This is a genomic window from Halomonas sp. QHL1, from assembly GCF_001882345.1.
Classification (GTDB): domain Bacteria; phylum Pseudomonadota; class Gammaproteobacteria; order Pseudomonadales; family Halomonadaceae; genus Vreelandella.
On sequence record NZ_MINL01000001.1, the window covers coordinates 1,702,005 to 1,720,029 of the forward strand.

The window sequence follows — 18,025 nt, forward strand, 5'->3', positions numbered from 1 at the left end:
CACGACATCCTTAACTAATAAGCATGGTGGTAGTGTGAGGCCAACCTTATATTCTAAAAAGTTATTTTTAGAAACATTTAAAGATCAAAATGGAATACAAGAGTGTAAGGCGTGAGTATCGTCTTAATCATACAGACACAAAAAACCCCGCACTTGGCGGGGTTTCCTGGTCAATCAACGCTAGGCGATGATTGCTAACATCTCAATGCTTAAGAATTAACTTAAACTACTTTGATGTTAGAAGCCTGAAGGCCTTTTTTACCCTGGGTGACGTCGAAGGAAACCTTCTGGCCGTCTTGCAGGGATTTGAAGCCTTCTGCCTGAATTTCTGAGAAATGCGCGAACAGGTCGTCGCCATTGTCATCAGGAGAAATAAAGCCGAAACCTTTAGTGTCGTTGAACCACTTAACGGTACCAGTTGCCATGATCGAAATCCTCGATGTTGCTAATTAAACCGGGAAATACCCGAATTGCAGTGGGTATAACAAGAGACTTTCACCAGATTTAACGCTACTAGAGGCGCTTCTATACTGCTGACAACGTTCGACTTGCTAACCAACTGGCGACATTTTGCGCTTAACCACCCTCCTCCGTCAACACCCCCATAAAACTTGGTATAGAAGGTATAAAAGTGGGCGGCTACTGCCGCCCTATCACCAAACTAACGCGTAATAACAACCTCCAGATATTCCGAAGGCACAACCATGGTGCCGTCCGCGGCGCGATTGTGCGCGTCGATCAGGGTGATCATATCCGCGCGCAGTGCCTGCCCAGCCTCTGCATCCAGAGCCTCAAAGGCCTTTACTGTCGGCCCGTAGTAGGTGCTGAATACGTCCAGCCAATGTTGCGGCGACTGGTAGCGGAAGGTGAAATGCCGTGGCTGGGCTTCAATCGCCTGCACATATGGGCCGAACTGCGCATCGAGAAACTCTCGCGTGCCCCAGGCCGCTGAGGAGTTTACTCCCGTTGGCGGTGGCAGGTAGCCCCCGACGGTCTTAAACAACTGGCCGATAAAGCTCGCGGGGGTCCAATTTGCCAAACCAATCTTGCCGCCAGGCTTACACACTCGGCGCAGCTCCGAAGCGGATTGAACTTGATTGGGCGTGAACATCACTCCGTAAGTGGAGATCACGTTGTCAAAAGTGTTGTCGGCGAACGGCAGATTCTCGGCATCTGCCGTCTGATAGTCGATCGCCAGTCCTTCCACTTCAGCACGCTTGGCAGATTTAGCTAGCAATGCATCGACATAGTCGGTGGAGACAACCTTGCAAAAACGCCGGGCTGCAGCCAGCGAGGCATTGCCGTTACCACCAGCAACGTCAAGCACAGACTGACCGGCACGCAGATCCATGGCTTCGCATAGTTGTTCGCCCACGATCTGCAGGGTGACACCGATGCGCGCATAGTCACCGGCACCCCAGACCGCTTGCTGCTTGGCCTTGATCGCTGTGTAATCGGGAGTGGCGACCTTCGGTTCGGGTGAGGTAGATAAATTCATGGCTGGACTCCTTTGGTTTGTTATGGAGGAACCGTCGAAAAAAACGTCTTGGTGGACGCCCTCTGAACGGTAAACCCAGCCTAAGCAACGCCACCGTTTCTAGCTTGTGAACCTTATGGAAATTGACGGGGGATTGTGTGGCGATATCGTGGTGTGTTTGTGGCGGTGACTACAACGCCATCAGCCGGGCACCATGCTTTTGCCCGACCAGGGCGACCACCTGCTCGGGTGACAGATCGGGTTTAATACGGTAAGCATCGTCCAGCACTTGGCGCGCAAGGACATGTCGGCCAGTGAGCCGATGGGTGGCGGCCAGAACGATGCGCGGCATATAGCAGCGATCACTACGCTGACAGGCCAATTCGGCCTGCTCGCGGGCGGCGTCGCAGTCCCCGAGAAGCAAGTGAGCAACGGCGAGCACCGAGCCCCAAATCGACAGACGGCTGTCGAGCGGGCTGATGCGAATACCGTGGCGCAGATGAACTATCGCTTCACTGGGGCGCTTGCCAACCAGGTACGCTGAACCCAATGCAGCCCAGGCTTGGGCGTTGGCCGGTTTGAGCTCCACGGCATTACGCAGAATTGGTAAAGCGCGGTCAGAATAGCCGATATCGGCAAGCGCGCAGCCAGCAAAACCAAGCACGATTGAGTCGTTGCTGTCGAGCTCCAACGCCCGCTCAGCGACCTCCAGCGCCTCCGCCCAGGCTTGCTCGCGGTCGCTCATTAGGTCAAAGCGATGCCCCAGACCGCGCACTAGCGAGAGATAGGCCGCTGCCAGCGCGAACCCTGGTTCCAGTTGCCAACTTCGCCGCAGGAGATTCGCCGCCACCGAAAAGGACTCGTGATGCCAGCCCTGCATCGCCAGGATTCCACTGGCCTGTAGGTAAAGTTGACGTGCGCTATGCTCACCATCGATGGTGCATACCGTGCGATAAATAGCGCGGTTCAATTGTGGTTCCAGCTTGGCGATAATGGCGAGCACAGCAGCATTGAGGACCTCGCAAAACGGCGCGGCCAGCGTGAAGGTCTCAGCCCAAAGGCGAAAACCGGACTTGGCATCGGCCAAATGAACGGTGATGCGCACACGCTCAGCGCCATTATCAGGCCAGGCTTGTACGCTACCTTCCAGTACGTAGTCGACTCCTAGCGCCTCGTAAAACCCACGTGCGGTTGGCGTCACAGAGCGGTCAACGTAATAACCGCCCCGGGCGCTCAGTCGCAGTAACGGTATTCGCGTAAGGATGGAATTCAATTCCCCGGTTAGCGCGTCAGCGAAGCGGACCAGCTCGGGCGTATCGGCAAGAGCGTGCAGCGGAAGGATGAGCAGAGAAGGGTAGTCGCTACCTGCAGGCGCAGTGGCGACGGGCGAGGGCCGGGTTGGCGTTTCATCGTCGGAGTCAGTGACCTTCGCGGTGAAGCGGAAACCACGACTGCGCACCGTTTTGATTAAGCTCTGGGTAGTGCCGCTGTCGCCCAGCGCACGTCTCGCCTGCTTGATACAGGAGCCGACAGTCGCATCAGAGACGATCCGCCCTGCCCACACGGCCTCAATTAGTTCGTCGCGGCTGAAGACCCGGTCTGGGTGGTGGGCGAAATGCTCAATCAGATCGAACACCATCGGTTCCACTCGACGCAACTCGCCGAGCCGACGCAGCTCGTAGCGCGCCGGATCAAGCTCGAAGTCATCAAACCTTAGGGTCATGGCGTTACGCCGTTTCAGGAATTCACTGATTGCTCTGGATTAGAGTATGGTCAGAATTCACTAAAGCCGTTAATAGCCAAAATAAATATAAAAATATCAATGCGCAATCAAAAAGCTAACGGAAATTGAACCACCTCTGCTGCCACTCCCTAGCCCTCAGCCAGCATCCAACCGGCGGCCTTCTCCGCAATCATCAGCGTGGGCGAGTTCGTATTGCCGCTGGTGATGGTTGGCATAACGCTCGCATCAGCCACCCGCAGTCCTCTAACGCCGCGCACTCGCAGCCGTGCATCCACCACTGCCATGGCATCATCCTCGCGGCCCATTTTTGCGGTGCCAACGGGGTGGAAAATAGTCGTGCCAATATCACCGGCCAGCCGGGCCAGCTCATCGTCGCTTTGGTACTCGACGCCGGGTTTCACCTCTTCCGGCGCGTATTTGGCAAACGCAGGCTGCTCGGCGATACGCCTCGTCACCCGTAGAGAATCCGCGGCGACCTTGCGATCTTCAGGAGTACTCAGGTAATTGGGAGAAATCGCCGGGGCCTGACGCGGGTCGCTGCTTTTAAGTCGCACGGTGCCCCGGCTGGTAGGGTTCAAATTGCATACACTGGCGGTAATTGCCGGGTACGGGTGCAGCGGCTGTCCAAAGGCTTCCAGGCTTAGCGGCTGCACGTGATACTCAATATTGGGGTGCGGCTGATCCTGGGCACTGCGGGTAAAAGCGCCCAGCTGCGAAGGTGCCATGCTCATCGGCCCAGAGCGTTTAAGCAGGTACTCAAGGCCAATTCCCGCTTTACCCCACAGCGTGCTGGTCATGGCATTGAGGGTTTTACCGTTGTTAATGCGATATATCGAACGAATCTGCAGGTGATCCTGCAAATTCTCGCCGACGCCCGGCAACTCATGCTCGACCTCAACGCCGTGCTCACGCAGTGTCTCTGCGGGCCCCACGCCGGAAAGCTGAAGTAGATGTGGCGTACCAATAGCGCCCGCAGAAAGCACCACTTCTGAACTGCCACCTTCCTTGCTTAACATCGCACGCTGGGTTTTACCTCCGCGCTCTACCTCCACACCTATGCAGCGCAATTCCTCCGCTCTCTGAAAAAGCAGCCGATTGACCTGGGTGGAGTGCCATAGCGTTAAGTTGTCGCGTTTCAACGCGGGGCGTAAAAACGCTTTGGCCGTATTCCAGCGCCAGCCCGAGCGCTGATTGACCTCAAAGTAGGCCACGCCTTCGTTAGAGCCGCGGTTAAAATCGTCGGTACGCGGGATGCCCGCCTGCACGGCAGCTTCGGCGAAATCATCCAGCACCTGCCACTTAAGGCGCTGCTTTTCGATCCGCCACTCGCCACCGTGGCCGTGAAAGTCGCGGTGTTTTGCATCAGCATCGCCGCCCTCGTCCAGGCGGTAGTGGTCTTCGTGTTTGATAAAGTCGGGAAGGCAGTTCTCCCAGCGCCAAGCGTCGTCGCCGGTGACTTCCGCCCAGTGGTCGTAGTCCCGGGCCTGGCCGCGCATATAGATCATGCCGTTGATGCTGGAGCAGCCGCCCAGGGTTTTCCCCCGCGGGTAAATCAGCGAACGTCCATTGAGCCCTTTATCGGGCTCAGTGCGAAACAGCCAATCGGTGCGTGGGTTATTAATGCAGTAGAGATAGCCCACCGGAATATGAATCCAGTGATAGTTATCGCGACCGCCCGCCTCTATCAGCAGCACCTTATTATTGGGATTGGCGCTCAAACGATTCGCCAGCAGGCACCCCGCGGTGCCTGCGCCGATCACGATATAGTCGAAATTGTTATTGGTGGGTTCTGACATTAGTCGGCTCCGGTAACGTGTGGGCGTTACTTCGCCGTGGGCATTACAAACTCAGCCCCGGCATCAATCGAATCTGACCAGCGCTGCATAATCGATTTCTGCTTGGTGTAGAAACGCACGCCCTCTTCGCCGTAGGCGTGAGTATCACCAAACATCGAGCGCTTCCAGCCGCCAAAGCCGTGCCACGCCATAGGCACCGGAATGGGCACATTGATACCTACCATGCCGACCTGAATGCGGCGGCCAAACTCCCGCGCTACCGTGCCGCTTTCGGTAAAGCAGCTAACGCCATTGCCGAACTCATGGTCGTTAATCAACTGGATCGCGGTGGCAATATCCGGCACTCGCACGCAGACCAGCACCGGGCCAAAAATCTCCTCTTTGTAGATCGTCATCTCGGGAGTGACCTGGTCGAACAGCGTGCCGCCCATCCAGAACCCGTCGGCGCACTCCTCGCCTGCCGATGAGGCATTAAAGTTGCGGCCATCGACCACCAGTTCAGCGCCTTCAGCCACGCCTTTTTCGATGTACCCGGTAATCCGCTGGTGGGCTTGGCGAGTCACAATGGGGCCCATTTCCGCATCCAGCTGCATGCCATCTTTTACTTTCAGTGCTTTAGCTCGCTCCGCCAATGCCGGGACGACCTTATCCGCCACATCGCCGACCAACACCGCCACGCTAATCGCCATACAGCGCTCGCCGGCAGAGCCATAGGCGGCACCGATCAGTGCGTCGACAGCTTTATCCAAATGCGCATCCGGCATTACCACCATATGGTTTTTGGCCCCGCCCAAAGCTTGAATGCGCTTGCCGTTGCGCGCGCCACGCTCATAGATGAGATTGGCAATCGGCGTTGAGCCCACAAACGACAGCGCTTTAACGTGAGGATGGTCGATGAGCGCTTCCACGGAGTCTTTATCACCCTGCACAACGTTGAACACGCCGTCGGGCAGGCCCGCCTGCTTCAACAAATCGGCCATCAGCAGCGAAGCGCTGGGGTCGAGCGGGCTGGGTTTCAAAATAAACGTATTACCCGCCGCTATTGCCAGCGGGAACATCCACATCGGCACCATGGCCGGGAAATTAAATGGCGTTATACCAGCCACGACACCTAACGGCTGGCGCATCGTCCAGTTATCGATCCCTGTGCTCACTTGCTCGGTGTAATCGCCCTTTAACAACTGTGGGATACCGCAGGCGAATTCCACAATATCGATACCGCGGGCCACTTCACCCTGGGCATCGGTGAACACCTTGCCGTGCTCTTTGGTAATCGCTTCGGCTAGCTCATCTTTATGCGCGTTTAACAGCTCTAAAAACTTGAACATCACCCGGGCGCGTCGAATGGGTGGGGTATCGGCCCAGGCGGGAAAAGCGGCTTGGGCGGCCTCTACCGCGGTATTGACGTCCGCCGGGGAAGCCAGCGATACACGACCGGTAACACGGCCGGTGGCGGGGTTGAATACATCCTGAGAGTGAGAAGATTCACCAGCGCTGACCTGGCCATTAATAAAGTGTTGAATCGCTGTTGTTGTCATGAGGAGTACCTGTTTTAAGAACGCATGCTGAGAGCGTGTGCAAAGAGCTTACCTTCAGCCTAGCCTACTGGGCCCTGCGAACGGATCAATTGAGTTATTTAAAAGCCAGTTATAAGCTCTGCTAATATCACAGCACGTATTTGAGGGCCATCATGCAAGAGTACGCCACCCTACGCGCCTTCGTGGCCGTTGCACGAACGGGCAGCGTGTCACGCGCCGCAGAACAGTTGCACCTAACCCAACCGGCCATTAGCCTAAAGTTGAAGCAGCTGCAGGCGAATATAGGACTCACGCTGTTTAGTCGGCGCCCTCAGGGTCTAGCGCTGACGGCCGACGGCCATGCGTTATTACCTGCAGCTGAAAAAGCCCTGGCCAGCGCTCAGGCGTTTGAGCAAACCGCCGGAACGTTACACAGCACGCTGCGCGGCAAGCTCTCAATCGGTACCATTGTCGACCCCGAATTTCTACGTCTGGGGGCTTTTTTACGCCGCCTAATGGCCCGTGCGCCGCAGTTAGAAACCGAACTGCACCATGGTATGAGTGGCAGCGTGCTTAATCGCATTGAACAGAGGGATTTAGATGTTGGCTTTTACCTGGCGCCGCCTGCGCAAGGCCCTGGAGAAGGCCATGAGGCGCTGGCTTGGCGTGAGCTAACCCACTTTGATTATCACGTAATAGCCCCTTCAGGCTGGGAAAACCGACTCACTGATACCCGTTGGGAGCACTTAGCCACGCTGCCCTGGATCGTTACGCCACAGGATTCCGCCCACCACCGGCTGTTAAAGCAGGCGCTGGCACCGAGCGGCGCAGTTCCCAACCGGGTAGCCCAAGTGGATCAGGAGGCCTGCATGCTTGACCTGGTACGCGCAGGCGTTGGTCTAAGCCTGGCCCGAGACGCCCTAGCGATGACCGAGCGCCAAGAGAGCGGCCTAGCGGTAGCGGAGAATATTCGTCTGCCCTGCGCGTTAAGCTTTATTTGGCGTCATGAAAGCACCAACGAATCGACTGTCAACGCTGCGCTCAGTACGCTGGATGAGGTATGGCCCCATCGTCTAGGTTAAGTCATAAAAAAAGGGTTGTGAGAAAGGGGCTGTAAGGAAAGGGAACACCAAGCCACTAATCGACTCAATAATAGGCAGTAACTTGCCCCCGCCACTGGAGTGCTTGCAATGATCCGACTGCCCCTTCTTCGTCCATTCACGCTTGGTGTGTTGGCTGCCGCAGGCCTAGCCAGCCCTTCGCTTCAAGCTCAGTCCTCTCAACAACAGAGCAGTGCAGAAGCGACCTTTGCCGGTGGCTGCTTCTGGTGTATGGAACCGCCGTACGATGACCAACCCGGCGTCAGTGCGACTATTTCCGGCTATATCGGCGGCGAGCTTGAGAATCCCAGCTACGAAGATATTACCCGAGGTAACACGGGCCACGCTGAGGTCGTAAAGGTCGAGTACGATTCTGAGCAAATCAGCTACGTGCAGTTATTAGAAATTTTCTGGCGCAACATTGACCCCTTTGCGGTTGACCGCCAGTTCTGTGATGTGGGCGACCAATACCGCTCAGCGATCTTCTATCACGACGAAGCCCAGCGTGAACTGGCCGAAGCGTCCAAAGCCGACATGGAAGCGCGCTTTGACCGGGAGATCGCCACCCAAATAGTACCAGCCACTACGTTCTGGCCTGCTGAGGAGTACCACCAGGACTATTATCAAAAGAACCCCGTGCGCTATAAGTTCTACCGCTACAGCTGTGGTCGCGACGGCCGCCTGGAAGAAGTGTGGGGTGAAGAAGCCGGTGGCCCGTCGTTTGAGTAGCAAGCGCTACAGCTTGAACACATTGGCTGGACTGATGGGTTGAACCGATGGGTTGAACCGATTGCTTTAATCGTTGCCAAAAAGATAACGCTGACGTTATGCATGGTCGTTCTTTTTGTACTACAGTGACTGCGTATCAATAATAGACCGGTCGATTAGGCGCCCAGGAGCTGGACGCTTTGGCAAAACCGTTGATCTATAGATAGGAGATCTTATGAGCAACAGCATCAAAACGATTAATCCCACCAATGGTGAAACCCTCAAAACTTATGCGCTAATGAGCAGCGCAGAAGCTAAGCAGGTAGTGGACGCCTGCTACGAGGCGTTTCTCGATTGGCGCCTAGAATCGCTGGAAAGCCGCGCTAAAACGGTCAAAGCTATTGGCCAAGCGATGCAAACGCATAAAGAAGAGCTTGCCGACCTGATGGTCAAAGAGATGGGCAAACTGCCTTCTCAGGCCCGCCAGGAAGTTGATCTTTGCACCGGCATCTGTGACTACACCGCTGAACATGGCCCCAAAAAGCTAGCCGACGAAGAGCGTCAGCCTGGCAATGGCGAGCGCGGTTTTGTGACCTACTCACCGATGGGTGTGATCTACGGCATTCAGCCCTGGAACTTCCCCGCATATCAGGTAGTACGCTACTCTATCGCCAATATTATGGCGGGTAACGGCGTGCTGCTAAAACACGCTGAAAACGTGACCGGCAGCGGCCTGCTGCTAGAAAAAATCTACCGCGAAGCGGGTCTTCCGGAAAACGTCTTCCGTACGTTGGTGATCTCTCACGATGTTTCTGATGAAGTGATTGCTCATTCTGCGGTACGTGGCGTAACCCTAACGGGTAGTGATGGCGCAGGTCGCAAAGTCGCTGGCAAAGCGGCCGAACACCTTAAAAAGACCGTGCTTGAGCTGGGCTCTAACGATGCCTATCTAGTGCTCGATGACGCCGACATGGATGTCGCCATCGACACCTGCGTACAGGGGCGCGTCTACAACGGCGGGCAAACCTGCGTCGCGGCCAAGCGTTTTGTGGTCACTGAAAAGAACTACGAAACGTTTAAACAGCGCTATGTAGAACGCATGCAGTCGCTTAAAGCGGGAGACCCGACCCAAGAAGACAGCGACCTGGGCCCCATGGCTCGCGTGGATCTGCGCGATGGTCTCCACGACCAAGTGGAAGAGAGCGTGCGCAAAGGCGCGAAGATTCTCTGCGGTGGCGAAAAGCCATCCGGTAAGGGCGCGTTTTACCCGGTCACCGTGCTGGATAACGTCACCCCCGGACAGCCTGCTTATGACGACGAGCTGTTTGGCCCCGTCGCTGCGCTGATTCGTGCCAAAGATGACGAAGATGCCATGCGCATTGCCAACGATAGCCGTTACGGCCTGGGCGGCGGCATCATCTCTAAAGATGTGAAACGCGCCACCGAACTAGCCAGCAAGTACTTTGATACCGGCATGGTATTCATAAACGGCTTTGGTGTTGCTACCCCGGAAATGCCTTTCGGCGGTGTTAAAAACTCCGGTTACGGTCGCGAGCACGGCGGCTTCGGCATGCACGAGTTCGTCAATGCCAAGTCGGTGATTGTCGTTCAAGAGTAATGCAGTAAACGCTCATAATCGTGAGCGATAACCGAGAGCGCCGCTAGCTTTTCATTAGGCGAGCGGCGCTTTTTTTCGTTTCGAGTACGATTACGAGTTTAACTGTTGCCCGGAGGATCGACGCAGCCACAGCTTTATCCCAATCGCCATTACTACCCAGGTCACCAGCGCCGCAATCACATCGTCTAACACAATGCCAAAACCGCCGTTAACATACTCTGCCAGATGAATCGGCGGCGGCTTCAGGGCATCGAAAAAGCGATAAACACCGAATGCCAGCGCCATAACCAGCGGATGGCGTGCTGCCTGCAACCCAATGACCGCGAGCGGAAACGCCAAATACTCATCGGCAACGATGCTGCCATGATCCAAACCGGCAAATTGCTGCGAGGCATAGTGACAAACCGGCACCGCAAGTATCAGCAAGGCAGCCATAACAGCGCCCTGCTGTCCCAATGGTCGACTCAGTAGCCACCAAGCTAATGGAATACCCAGTAGCGAACCGAGTGTACCCGGTGCAAACGGTGACTGCCCCAGCCCGAAGCCAGAGGCTAGCCACAAATTAACCGTATCCAGCATTAACCCGCCTGCTGCGCTTGGCGCTCAAGTTCGGCGGTCATCTCTTTAGGCAAGTTAAGCGCACTACCCAACTGATCAAGCCAGGCGCGCTCCATGGGGTTTTGATCGTCGGTCACGGCCACGCTGATCAGGTACATTTCACGGGCCGCCTGGGGGGAATCTGCTTCGCGGGCCAGCGCCTGAGCATCCAGCGGTGCTTTTAGCTGCTGCTCCACCCAGTTATGCATCTCCTGGTCGGCGCCTAGGGCGTCAATCTGCTCAGTAATCAATGCCTGCTCCTGCTCATCAATATGACCATCGGCCCGAGCAGCCATAATCATTGCCTGCAGTAGCTCAAGGCTGCGGCGCTCTTGATGCTCACCGCTAAGCACTTCTACCCGCTCGCCCTCTGAGGCATTTTGGGCCGTATTTTGTTGCGCATTGCCATTTTTCGCCGCCTGAGAGCTCTGCCAAGCTTTCCAAGCCAGTACGCCCACACCGGCAATGGCACCATATTTCAGTGCCTTGCCGCCCATGCTGCGGCCGCGCTTGGAGCCAATCAACATACCCATGGCACCGCCACCAAGCAGGCTTTTAACATCAAAGCCACTGGAGGAGCCACCGCCTTGACCGCTGCTATTGCCACCGCCTAGCTGCTTAGAGAGTCCGCTCAGCATGCCCTTAACATCGACACCACTGCTACTGCCGCCCTTCTGGCTACCGCCCGCTTGCTGCATCAGCTGCTGTAAAATCTTGCTTGCGTTCATCCTTGTACTCCTAAGTAAGTATTATCTTTAGGGCCCGTTTAACGATTAACTCACTTTATAAAACATACTGTATGAACACAGCATGAACTGACGCCATCTTAGTCATTAAATGTCCCAGTCTTTAAATGACTTAGCCATTAAAAAAGTGCCCCCTTTACTTCCACCGAGCTCCCGTGACGGCTGGCCAGCACTTCTATACGGACTGGCATTTGCTCTTTGAGTTCGCTGACATGGGAGATCACCCCAATCATGCGCCCGCCCATTTGCAGTTCGCTGAGCATGGCGATGGCTTGGTCCAGCGCATCCTGGTCGAGGCTGCCGAAACCCTCATCGATAAATAGCGTATCCAGTTGAATGCCGCCAGCGTAAGCCTGCACCACGTCTGAGAGCCCCAGTGCCAGCGAGAGCGCTGCCATGAACGATTCCCCACCGGAGAGCGTCGCTACCGAGCGGTTCTTACCGGTGTAGGTGTCGGCCACATCAAGCTCCAACCCCGAGGCTCTATTGCCCTTGGAGGGATCTTCCCGACGCACCAACTGATAGCGCCCGCGGCTCATGCGCACCAAACGCTCGGAGGCTTGAATCAATACGTCATCCAGCAACACACCCAGCACAAAGCGCTGTAGGCTAATGCGGTGCCCGGTACGGCCATTCGCTACTTCGCTTAGCGTGCCCCACAGCTGATACTGGGCTTCGAGCTCTGCCTGCGCCGCGTGGGCAGAGGTAAGCTTTTGGCGAATGCCGCGCAGCGTGGTTAGCCGCCCATCCAGCCCCCGCCAAGCCTCTAACTGGGCGTTCTCTTCCACTTGGGCGGTCTCGGTTAGTGTGGTAAACGCAGCGAGATCCGGCGGTGTTTTTCCCGCGAGCTGGGTTTGGTAATTCTCCAGCGCGCCCTCAAGCTCGGCCAGGCGGCGCTGGTACGCCTCTACCTGGCGAGTCAACTCTTGCCGCTGGGTGTCATCCAACTGCGCAGCCTGAAACGCCGCCTCATCACCAAAGGGGCTGGCCTGCAGAGCGGCTTGCCACTCTGCTTGGACCTGCCGGAGAGACTGCTCACTACGTTCGATTCGTTCATTTGCTCCGCGTAGCTGCTCTTCCGCCCTCGCCAGCTGGGTTTGGCTGGTCGAGAGTGCCTGCTGGGCGCTCTCCCAGGCTTTTTCAAGCTGGGCGATTTGGTGTTCCAGATCATTGAGAGTTCGGCGCATTGCCTCTGGGTCGCGGGCTTCTTCTGGCAGAGATTGACTCAGCTGGTCACGCTGGCTCTCTAGGCGCAGCGCGTCCTCTTTGGCCTTTTCAACCTCGGGTCGCTGGGCTTTAAGCTGCTTATCCAGCGCGCCCCACTCGCGGCGCAGCGCATCCCGAGCGGCAGTTTGCTGGCTAATCTCACGCTCTACGCTTTCTCTGCGCTGAACTTGGCGGCGCAAGCCTTCGCAGGCTTTTTGCAGTTCAATCAGTGGCTGGCTAGCCCATTCACCCAGCTGTAGGGTAAGCCGCTGGGCCTGCTCTGCGTTGTAGTTAATCTGCTGGGTTAGCTGATGGTGATGACGTTCGGCGCTCTGGCATGCCTGGCGAGCTTGCTCTTGCGCCGACCTGGCTTCTTCAACCTGCGCCTGGGTGACCACGTCTGCACTGTTGGCTGCTGGGACTGGATGCTCCAGGCTGCCGCACACCGGGCAAGGCGCATCCTGTTCAAGGGTAAGCGCTAACAGCGCGGCCTGCCCCTGGTGCCAGCGCATCTCCTGCTCAGTAGCGTGGCGTTCCGCTCGTTCTGCTTCGTTTTGCTGGCGGTTGAGTGCCTCCGTCGCCTGCAGCTGTTGCTTGGTCAACTTCTGCCCCTGCCGGGTGAGTTCATCCAGCTCTTGGCGCTGCATAAGCAGGTTGTGATGGCGACTTAGCTCCGCGGGGGCGCTGGCCAGCTGCTGAAACTCTGTTTGTAAACGCTCCAGGTTAACGCCGATCGTTTCGCCCTGCTGACGAATGCTATCTAGCTGCGCCTCATTGCGCTTGAGCGCCACATCGGCTTGTTGCCAGGCGGCCTGCGCCGTTTGAAAACGTGCCTGCAGCTCGCTTAGCTGCTGACCTTTATGGATAAATTCGCCCAGCTGGCGATGCCGTTCCCGCAGCGTGGGGAGCTCTGCCTGACGCTGGCGTGCCACTTCTAACGACTGCTGCGCCTGTTCGGCGTTAGTACGTTGAGTGGCTAACGCGGTTTCCGCCTGTCGCTGATCGGCCTGGGCGGTGGTTAGCGTCTGCTGTGCTTGGTCTAGGGCAGCCTTATAGGGGCGCAGCGCCTGGGCGTGGGTGCTTTGCGCTAAGCGCTCCTGAGTGTTTTCTATGTGAGCGTGCTGCTCAAGATGGCGGGCTTTATCCGCCGCGAGCGTATCCCGGGCCTCAAATTGGCGCTGCAGCGCCAGCGCCTCATCGCGCTGTTTTTCGGCGCTACGACGCTGCTGCTGCGCGGTTTCAAAGCGTTGCCGCGCTTGGTCTACCTGGGGTGTCAGCGCTTCAAGCTCTTGCCCTAACGCGGCTTCGCTCTCAAGCTCACCACCGGCGAGGATGCCGCTGATATGCTGGCGATGATCATTCACTGCCCGCTCGATTTGGTTGGCCTGGGTGCGCAGACGCTCTTCTATACGCTGAAAAATCTGGGTTTGAAACAGCTGGGAAAAAATTACTTCGCGCTCTTTGGAGCCTGCCAGCAGTAGTTCACGGAACTTGCCCTGGGGTAGCACCATCACCTGGCGAAACTGGTTGGCATCCAGGCCGATCAGGGTTTGCAGCTCCGCGGTGGCATCGTTGACCTTGCGCGCTACCAGGCAGGATTCCACTTCACCCTCTGCCTTTAATCGCCACAGCTGGGCTTCAGCATTATGGGTGGTGGTTCCTTCGCCGCGGGCCTTGGGGCGCTCCTGCTGAGGCACACGGCGCACCCGGTAATCCACGCCACGCAAGCGAAAATCAAGGCTGACTTCCGTTAGCAAAGAGTTCTCAGCCTGATCGCAGCGCATCTGCGCAGGATCACGCTCATTACCCGTGGTCTGGCCATAAAGCGCAAAACACAGGGCATCAAGAATCGAGCTTTTACCGGCGCCGGTAGGGCCGTTAATCAGAAACAGCGGGCTTCTGCCCAGCGCGGTGAAATCGATGGTCTCACTGCCCGCAAAAGGCCCAAACGCCTGCATGGTGAGGGTTAACGGCGTCATCCTTGAACCTCATCGCGCTGCAGTTGATTAATTAATTCCGCCATGGCGCTAGCCTGCTCATCGCTCATAGCCTCCCCGCTGGTTTGATTGAAGAAGTCGCTGAACATATCCAGGGCATCAAAGCGCAGCCGCTCGCGATCAAGCTGCTGATTGCCCCGAGCATCAAGCATGCCGGGCTTCTCCAGATGCAGCACGTTGGGATACACCTCACGCAGCTTGCCCATGGGGTCGAGAATGGCGCGACGATCGGCAAGCCGCACCAGCAGGTAGTCGTCGGCATTGGCGTCTGTTCGCCCCTGGACAATCAACGCATTGATCTCGCCCTCTAATACGCGAACTTCACGACTCGGTATTAGCGGAATCTGTTCAATCTGGGTGACACCATTCGCGTCAATATCCACCAGCGTCACGCCTTTACGCTGGCTGGCTTCGGAAAAGCTATATTTGAGCAGCGAGCCGCTGTAACGAATATGCTCGCCACCGCGGTACTGGGGGCCGTGAAGGTGGCCAAGCGCCACATAGTCAAAGCCTTGCATAGGCTCCCAGGCGACGCTTTCGGCGCCGCCCAGAGTCAGCGGGCGTTCAGAATCAGAGGCGCTGCCGCCATCCACAAAGCAGTGGCTCATCAGTACGCAGGGGCGTGCGGGGTGGCGCTGCGCTTCGATGCGCTCGACCAGGTAGCGGTGGGCGCCGTCAAAGTCGCGGACCTCAACGTTGAACTGGCTGCGCACATGTTCGGGGTCGGCGTAGGGAATGCCAAACACATCCACCTCAACGCCCTTAATGGTCAGCGTTACAGGCGTGGCAAAATCGGCCAGGTCGGAAAGAATATGCAGACCGGCCTGGCGCAGGTGGCGCGCGCCGAAACGAAGCCGCTCGGCACCATCATGATTACCTGAAATCATGATCACCGGCAGCTTGCGCTCTTCGCAGAGTGCGTGGAGCACCTCATCCAGCAGCGTTACCGCCGCTGCAGGCGGCACCGAACGGTCGTAGATATCGCCCGCGATCAGCACCGCATCGACGTTTTCCCGGTCGACAATCTCGATAAGCTGGTTGAGCACATGGCGCTGATCATCCAGCAACGACAGGTTGTGGAACAGCCGCCCCAGGTGCCAATCGGCGGTGTGAAGTAAACGCATAACAAGCTCAGCTGCCAATAGTGTAGCGGCATCATAACAACCTAATAGGGCTGCGTTTAGCGCTTGCGTTGAGCTTGTACAAAATGGTGCTACAGCGTTTTAGGTAGCTGACGTTTATGATCGGTGCGTTGATAGGTACGAGTAATGGTCGTGTAAGCCTGCTCGCTCACCTCCTGACCGCTAAGAAACGCATCGATTTCAGCGTAGGTGACCCCCATTGCCTCTTCATCAGCCAATTGGGGTTTCAGTGATTCCAAATCTGCAGTGGGTAGTTTCTCTACCAGGGAAGCGGGCGCACCCAAGGTGGCGCCGATCTCTCTTACCTGCGCTTTGTTAAGACCGGTAAGAGGCGCCAAGTCGCAAGCACCATCGCCATATTTGGTGAAAAAGCCCATCAGCGCTTCCGCCGCTTGATCAGTCCCCACCACTAAACCAGATTTAGCACCCGCGACGGCATATTGGGCGACCATACGCTGTCGCGCCTTGATATTGCCCAATACAAAGTCCCGCTGGGCAGCATCTTTAAATTCCAGCCCCCCTTCTTCCAGGGAATTTAGCATGGCGTCGCTAGCAGGCTTTACGTTTACATCTAACACTTCATCGGGGCCGATAAAGGTGAGTGCCTGCTGAGCGTCCTCTTCATCTTTCTGATCCCCGTAAGGCAAGCGCATCGCGTAGAAACTTGCGTCGATACCTTTATCGCGGGCTTTTTCGACGGCTAACTGAGCTAGGCGCCCCGCAACAGTTGAGTCCACGCCGCCACTGATACCCAATACAAGCCCGTGCTGGCCTGTCTCTACCATTTGGCTGCACAGAAAATCGACCCGGGCATTGATTTCATTAAGCGGCGCTATAGATGCCTTCACCTGTAAATCCGACTGAATACGCTGTTGCTGATCTGCTTGATGAGTCATTGCTCGCTCTGCCTCCATGCGTTTATCGAGAACCGACGTTACAATTTATGCACGCGCGGCGCGTTTCCAGCCAGCACGTCGCCATGTTGCTGCGGAACCATTTCCAGAGCGTAGTGGGCGGCTGCGAAACGAACCTGATTTCGATCACCTGAAAAACGCCGCGTTTCGGTGGTTAGGAAAACCGCCTGGTTATGCCGAAAGGCCCAGGCAAAGCATACAGTGCCGACGGGGATTCCATCGTGAGGCTCAGGCCCGGCAATACCCGTATTGGCCAGCGCCACATTGGCGTCATTATTATTTAATGCGCCCAATGCCATTTCGCGCACGGTTGCTTCACTGGTCAACCCGTAGGTCTCAATGGTGTCAAAACTGACGGCTAAGTAGCGATTTTTGGCCTCAGGTGAGTAAACCGCTAAACCACAGTCTATGGATTGTCCGTTGCCGGGTATTCTGGCGAGTTCGGAAACTATTAAACCCGCAGTACACGACTCTGCTGTGGCCATTATAAGTTCATGCTTTTTCAAATACTCGCTAACTGTTTCAAGCAGTTCCATTGCTTATCTCCTTAATACGCCATGAAAACCTACTCTCTTTTTGGCAACTTTTAGGCACTATAGTTAAGCGCAGTGATTTGTCTAACCTCTCTGGTGAATATTAATATTTGTTATGCTCGCGATGGATCTAAACAACTGCCACCCCGTTCAATGGCGGGGCTATTAATCACTAAACAGCTTTATTGGCAGGGTATTATTAACCTAACTTTCCCCTACCTATTGAGGAGAACCATGTGCTTGATCGCTGGACAATGCCGCTTACTCAGCGCCCCTTGAGATGCATCGCACAGACGTTACTGAATAAGCACATCACCCCAGACCAAGTGACACTTGGCGCTTTTGCGTTGGGTATAACGGCCCTGCCTCTGCTGGCATGGGAGCAATACGGGCTCGCGCTACTGGTGATTGTGCTTAACCGCCTGGGCGACGGTATTGATGGCGCCCTGGCACGCTTAGCGGGTCGCGCAAGCGACGCAGGCGGGTTTCTGGATATTGGGCTCGATTTTGTTTTCTATGCCGCAGTGGTACTGGGTTTCGCATTGGCAAACCCTGGCCAGAACGCTCTCGCTGCAGCATTGCTACTGTTTGCGTTTATCGGCACCGGCACCTCGTTTCTCGCCTTTGCGATTGTCGCCAAGCAACAGGCCATAGAGCGCCCCCACTTTCCCAACAAGGCGTTCTACTATTTGGAGGGTTTAACCGAAGGCACCGAAACCGTGCTGGCGCTGGTGATTTTCTGCCTATTCCCTGAACACTTCCCCATTTTGGCTATACTCTTTTCTATTGCCTGCCTGATCACTACGGCAACCCGGCTGTGGGGAGGTTACTGGACACTGCGCAGGCATGAAACAGGCTAGATGCCTAAGGTGTTACCGCTGTATTAACGCTATCCAAAGAGCTCATACAGCCTGCATAAGCGCTGTGAAA

General features: G+C 56.2%; 15 protein-coding genes. 4 read left to right on the forward strand and 11 right to left on the reverse strand.

All coding sequences use genetic code 11. The annotated features are described in order from the left end of the window. Nucleotides 1–221: 221 nt before the first annotated feature. From QHL1GM_RS07820 to QHL1GM_RS07840, 5 genes are all read right to left on the reverse strand, one after another. Nucleotides 222–425, reverse strand: coding sequence for a cold-shock protein (locus QHL1GM_RS07820; protein ID WP_035559868.1), 204 nt, complete (start codon nt 423–425; stop codon nt 222–224). Nucleotides 426–661: 236 nt separating this feature from the next. Further along, nucleotides 662–1,498 carry a class I SAM-dependent methyltransferase gene (locus QHL1GM_RS07825; protein ID WP_071693961.1) on the reverse strand — a complete coding sequence of 279 codons (837 nt, stop codon included), beginning with the start codon at nt 1,496–1,498 and terminating at the stop codon, nt 662–664. 169 nt (nt 1,499–1,667) lie between these two features. Next, the gene (locus tag QHL1GM_RS07830; protein ID WP_071693962.1) at nt 1,668–3,200 is read right to left on the reverse strand and encodes a winged helix-turn-helix domain-containing tetratricopeptide repeat protein; all 1,533 of its coding nucleotides are present in this window, start codon (nt 3,198–3,200) and stop codon (nt 1,668–1,670) included. Between the two features lie 149 nt (nt 3,201–3,349). Continuing rightward, a complete protein-coding gene (locus QHL1GM_RS07835; RefSeq protein ID WP_071693963.1) occupies nt 3,350–5,017 on the reverse strand; it encodes a GMC family oxidoreductase in 1,668 nt (555 codons plus the stop codon). Between the two features lie 26 nt (nt 5,018–5,043). Continuing rightward, entirely contained in the window at nt 5,044–6,555 is a 1,512-nt protein-coding gene (locus tag QHL1GM_RS07840) for a CoA-acylating methylmalonate-semialdehyde dehydrogenase (protein ID WP_071693964.1), read from the reverse strand. Between the two features lie 152 nt (nt 6,556–6,707). Here QHL1GM_RS07840 and QHL1GM_RS07845 point away from each other — a divergent pair, with 152 nt between their 5' ends. From QHL1GM_RS07845 to QHL1GM_RS07855, 3 genes are all read left to right on the forward strand, one after another. Then, nucleotides 6,708–7,616, forward strand: coding sequence for a LysR family transcriptional regulator (locus QHL1GM_RS07845; protein ID WP_071693965.1), 909 nt, complete (start codon nt 6,708–6,710; stop codon nt 7,614–7,616). 108 nt (nt 7,617–7,724) lie between these two features. Further along, the gene (msrA, locus tag QHL1GM_RS07850) at nt 7,725–8,363 is read left to right on the forward strand and encodes a peptide-methionine (S)-S-oxide reductase MsrA (RefSeq protein ID WP_071693966.1); all 639 of its coding nucleotides are present in this window, start codon (nt 7,725–7,727) and stop codon (nt 8,361–8,363) included. A 214-nt stretch (nt 8,364–8,577) separates the two neighbouring features. Next, nucleotides 8,578–9,960 (forward strand): NAD-dependent succinate-semialdehyde dehydrogenase, encoded by a 1,383-nt coding sequence (locus QHL1GM_RS07855; protein ID WP_071693967.1) that lies wholly within the window; start codon nt 8,578–8,580, stop codon nt 9,958–9,960. Between the two features lie 90 nt (nt 9,961–10,050). Here QHL1GM_RS07855 and QHL1GM_RS07860 read toward each other — a convergent pair whose 3' ends face one another. The 6 genes from QHL1GM_RS07860 to QHL1GM_RS07885 all read right to left on the reverse strand — a co-directional run bounded on the left by QHL1GM_RS07860 (nt 10,051) and on the right by QHL1GM_RS07885 (nt 17,098). Next, a complete protein-coding gene (locus QHL1GM_RS07860) occupies nt 10,051–10,539 on the reverse strand; it encodes a phosphatidylglycerophosphatase A (RefSeq protein WP_071693968.1) in 489 nt (162 codons plus the stop codon). Beyond that, nucleotides 10,539–11,285 (reverse strand): tellurite resistance TerB family protein, encoded by a 747-nt coding sequence (locus QHL1GM_RS07865; protein ID WP_071693969.1) that lies wholly within the window; start codon nt 11,283–11,285, stop codon nt 10,539–10,541. The genes QHL1GM_RS07860 and QHL1GM_RS07865 overlap by 1 nt, the downstream gene beginning before the upstream one ends. 137 nt (nt 11,286–11,422) lie before the next feature. Continuing rightward, nucleotides 11,423–14,488 carry an AAA family ATPase gene (locus QHL1GM_RS07870; RefSeq protein WP_071693970.1) on the reverse strand — a complete coding sequence of 1,022 codons (3,066 nt, stop codon included), beginning with the start codon at nt 14,486–14,488 and terminating at the stop codon, nt 11,423–11,425. Then, nucleotides 14,485–15,630, reverse strand: coding sequence for an exonuclease SbcCD subunit D (locus QHL1GM_RS07875; protein ID WP_071693971.1), 1,146 nt, complete (start codon nt 15,628–15,630; stop codon nt 14,485–14,487). Before QHL1GM_RS07875 ends, QHL1GM_RS07870 begins: the two co-directional genes overlap by 4 nt. A gap of 89 nt (nt 15,631–15,719) precedes the next feature. Beyond that, nucleotides 15,720–16,544, reverse strand: coding sequence for an ammonia-dependent NAD(+) synthetase (nadE, locus tag QHL1GM_RS07880; protein ID WP_071693972.1), 825 nt, complete (start codon nt 16,542–16,544; stop codon nt 15,720–15,722). 38 nt (nt 16,545–16,582) lie between these two features. Continuing rightward, nucleotides 16,583–17,098, reverse strand: a complete 516-nt coding sequence (locus tag QHL1GM_RS07885; protein WP_071693973.1) for a CinA family protein — start codon at nt 17,096–17,098, stop codon at nt 16,583–16,585. 233 nt (nt 17,099–17,331) lie between these two features. On the opposite strand from QHL1GM_RS07885, the gene QHL1GM_RS07890 reads away from it, so the two are divergent. Beyond that, nucleotides 17,332–17,955 carry a CDP-alcohol phosphatidyltransferase family protein gene (locus QHL1GM_RS07890; protein ID WP_071693974.1) on the forward strand — a complete coding sequence of 208 codons (624 nt, stop codon included), beginning with the start codon at nt 17,332–17,334 and terminating at the stop codon, nt 17,953–17,955. Nucleotides 17,956–18,025: the final 70 nt, after the last annotated feature.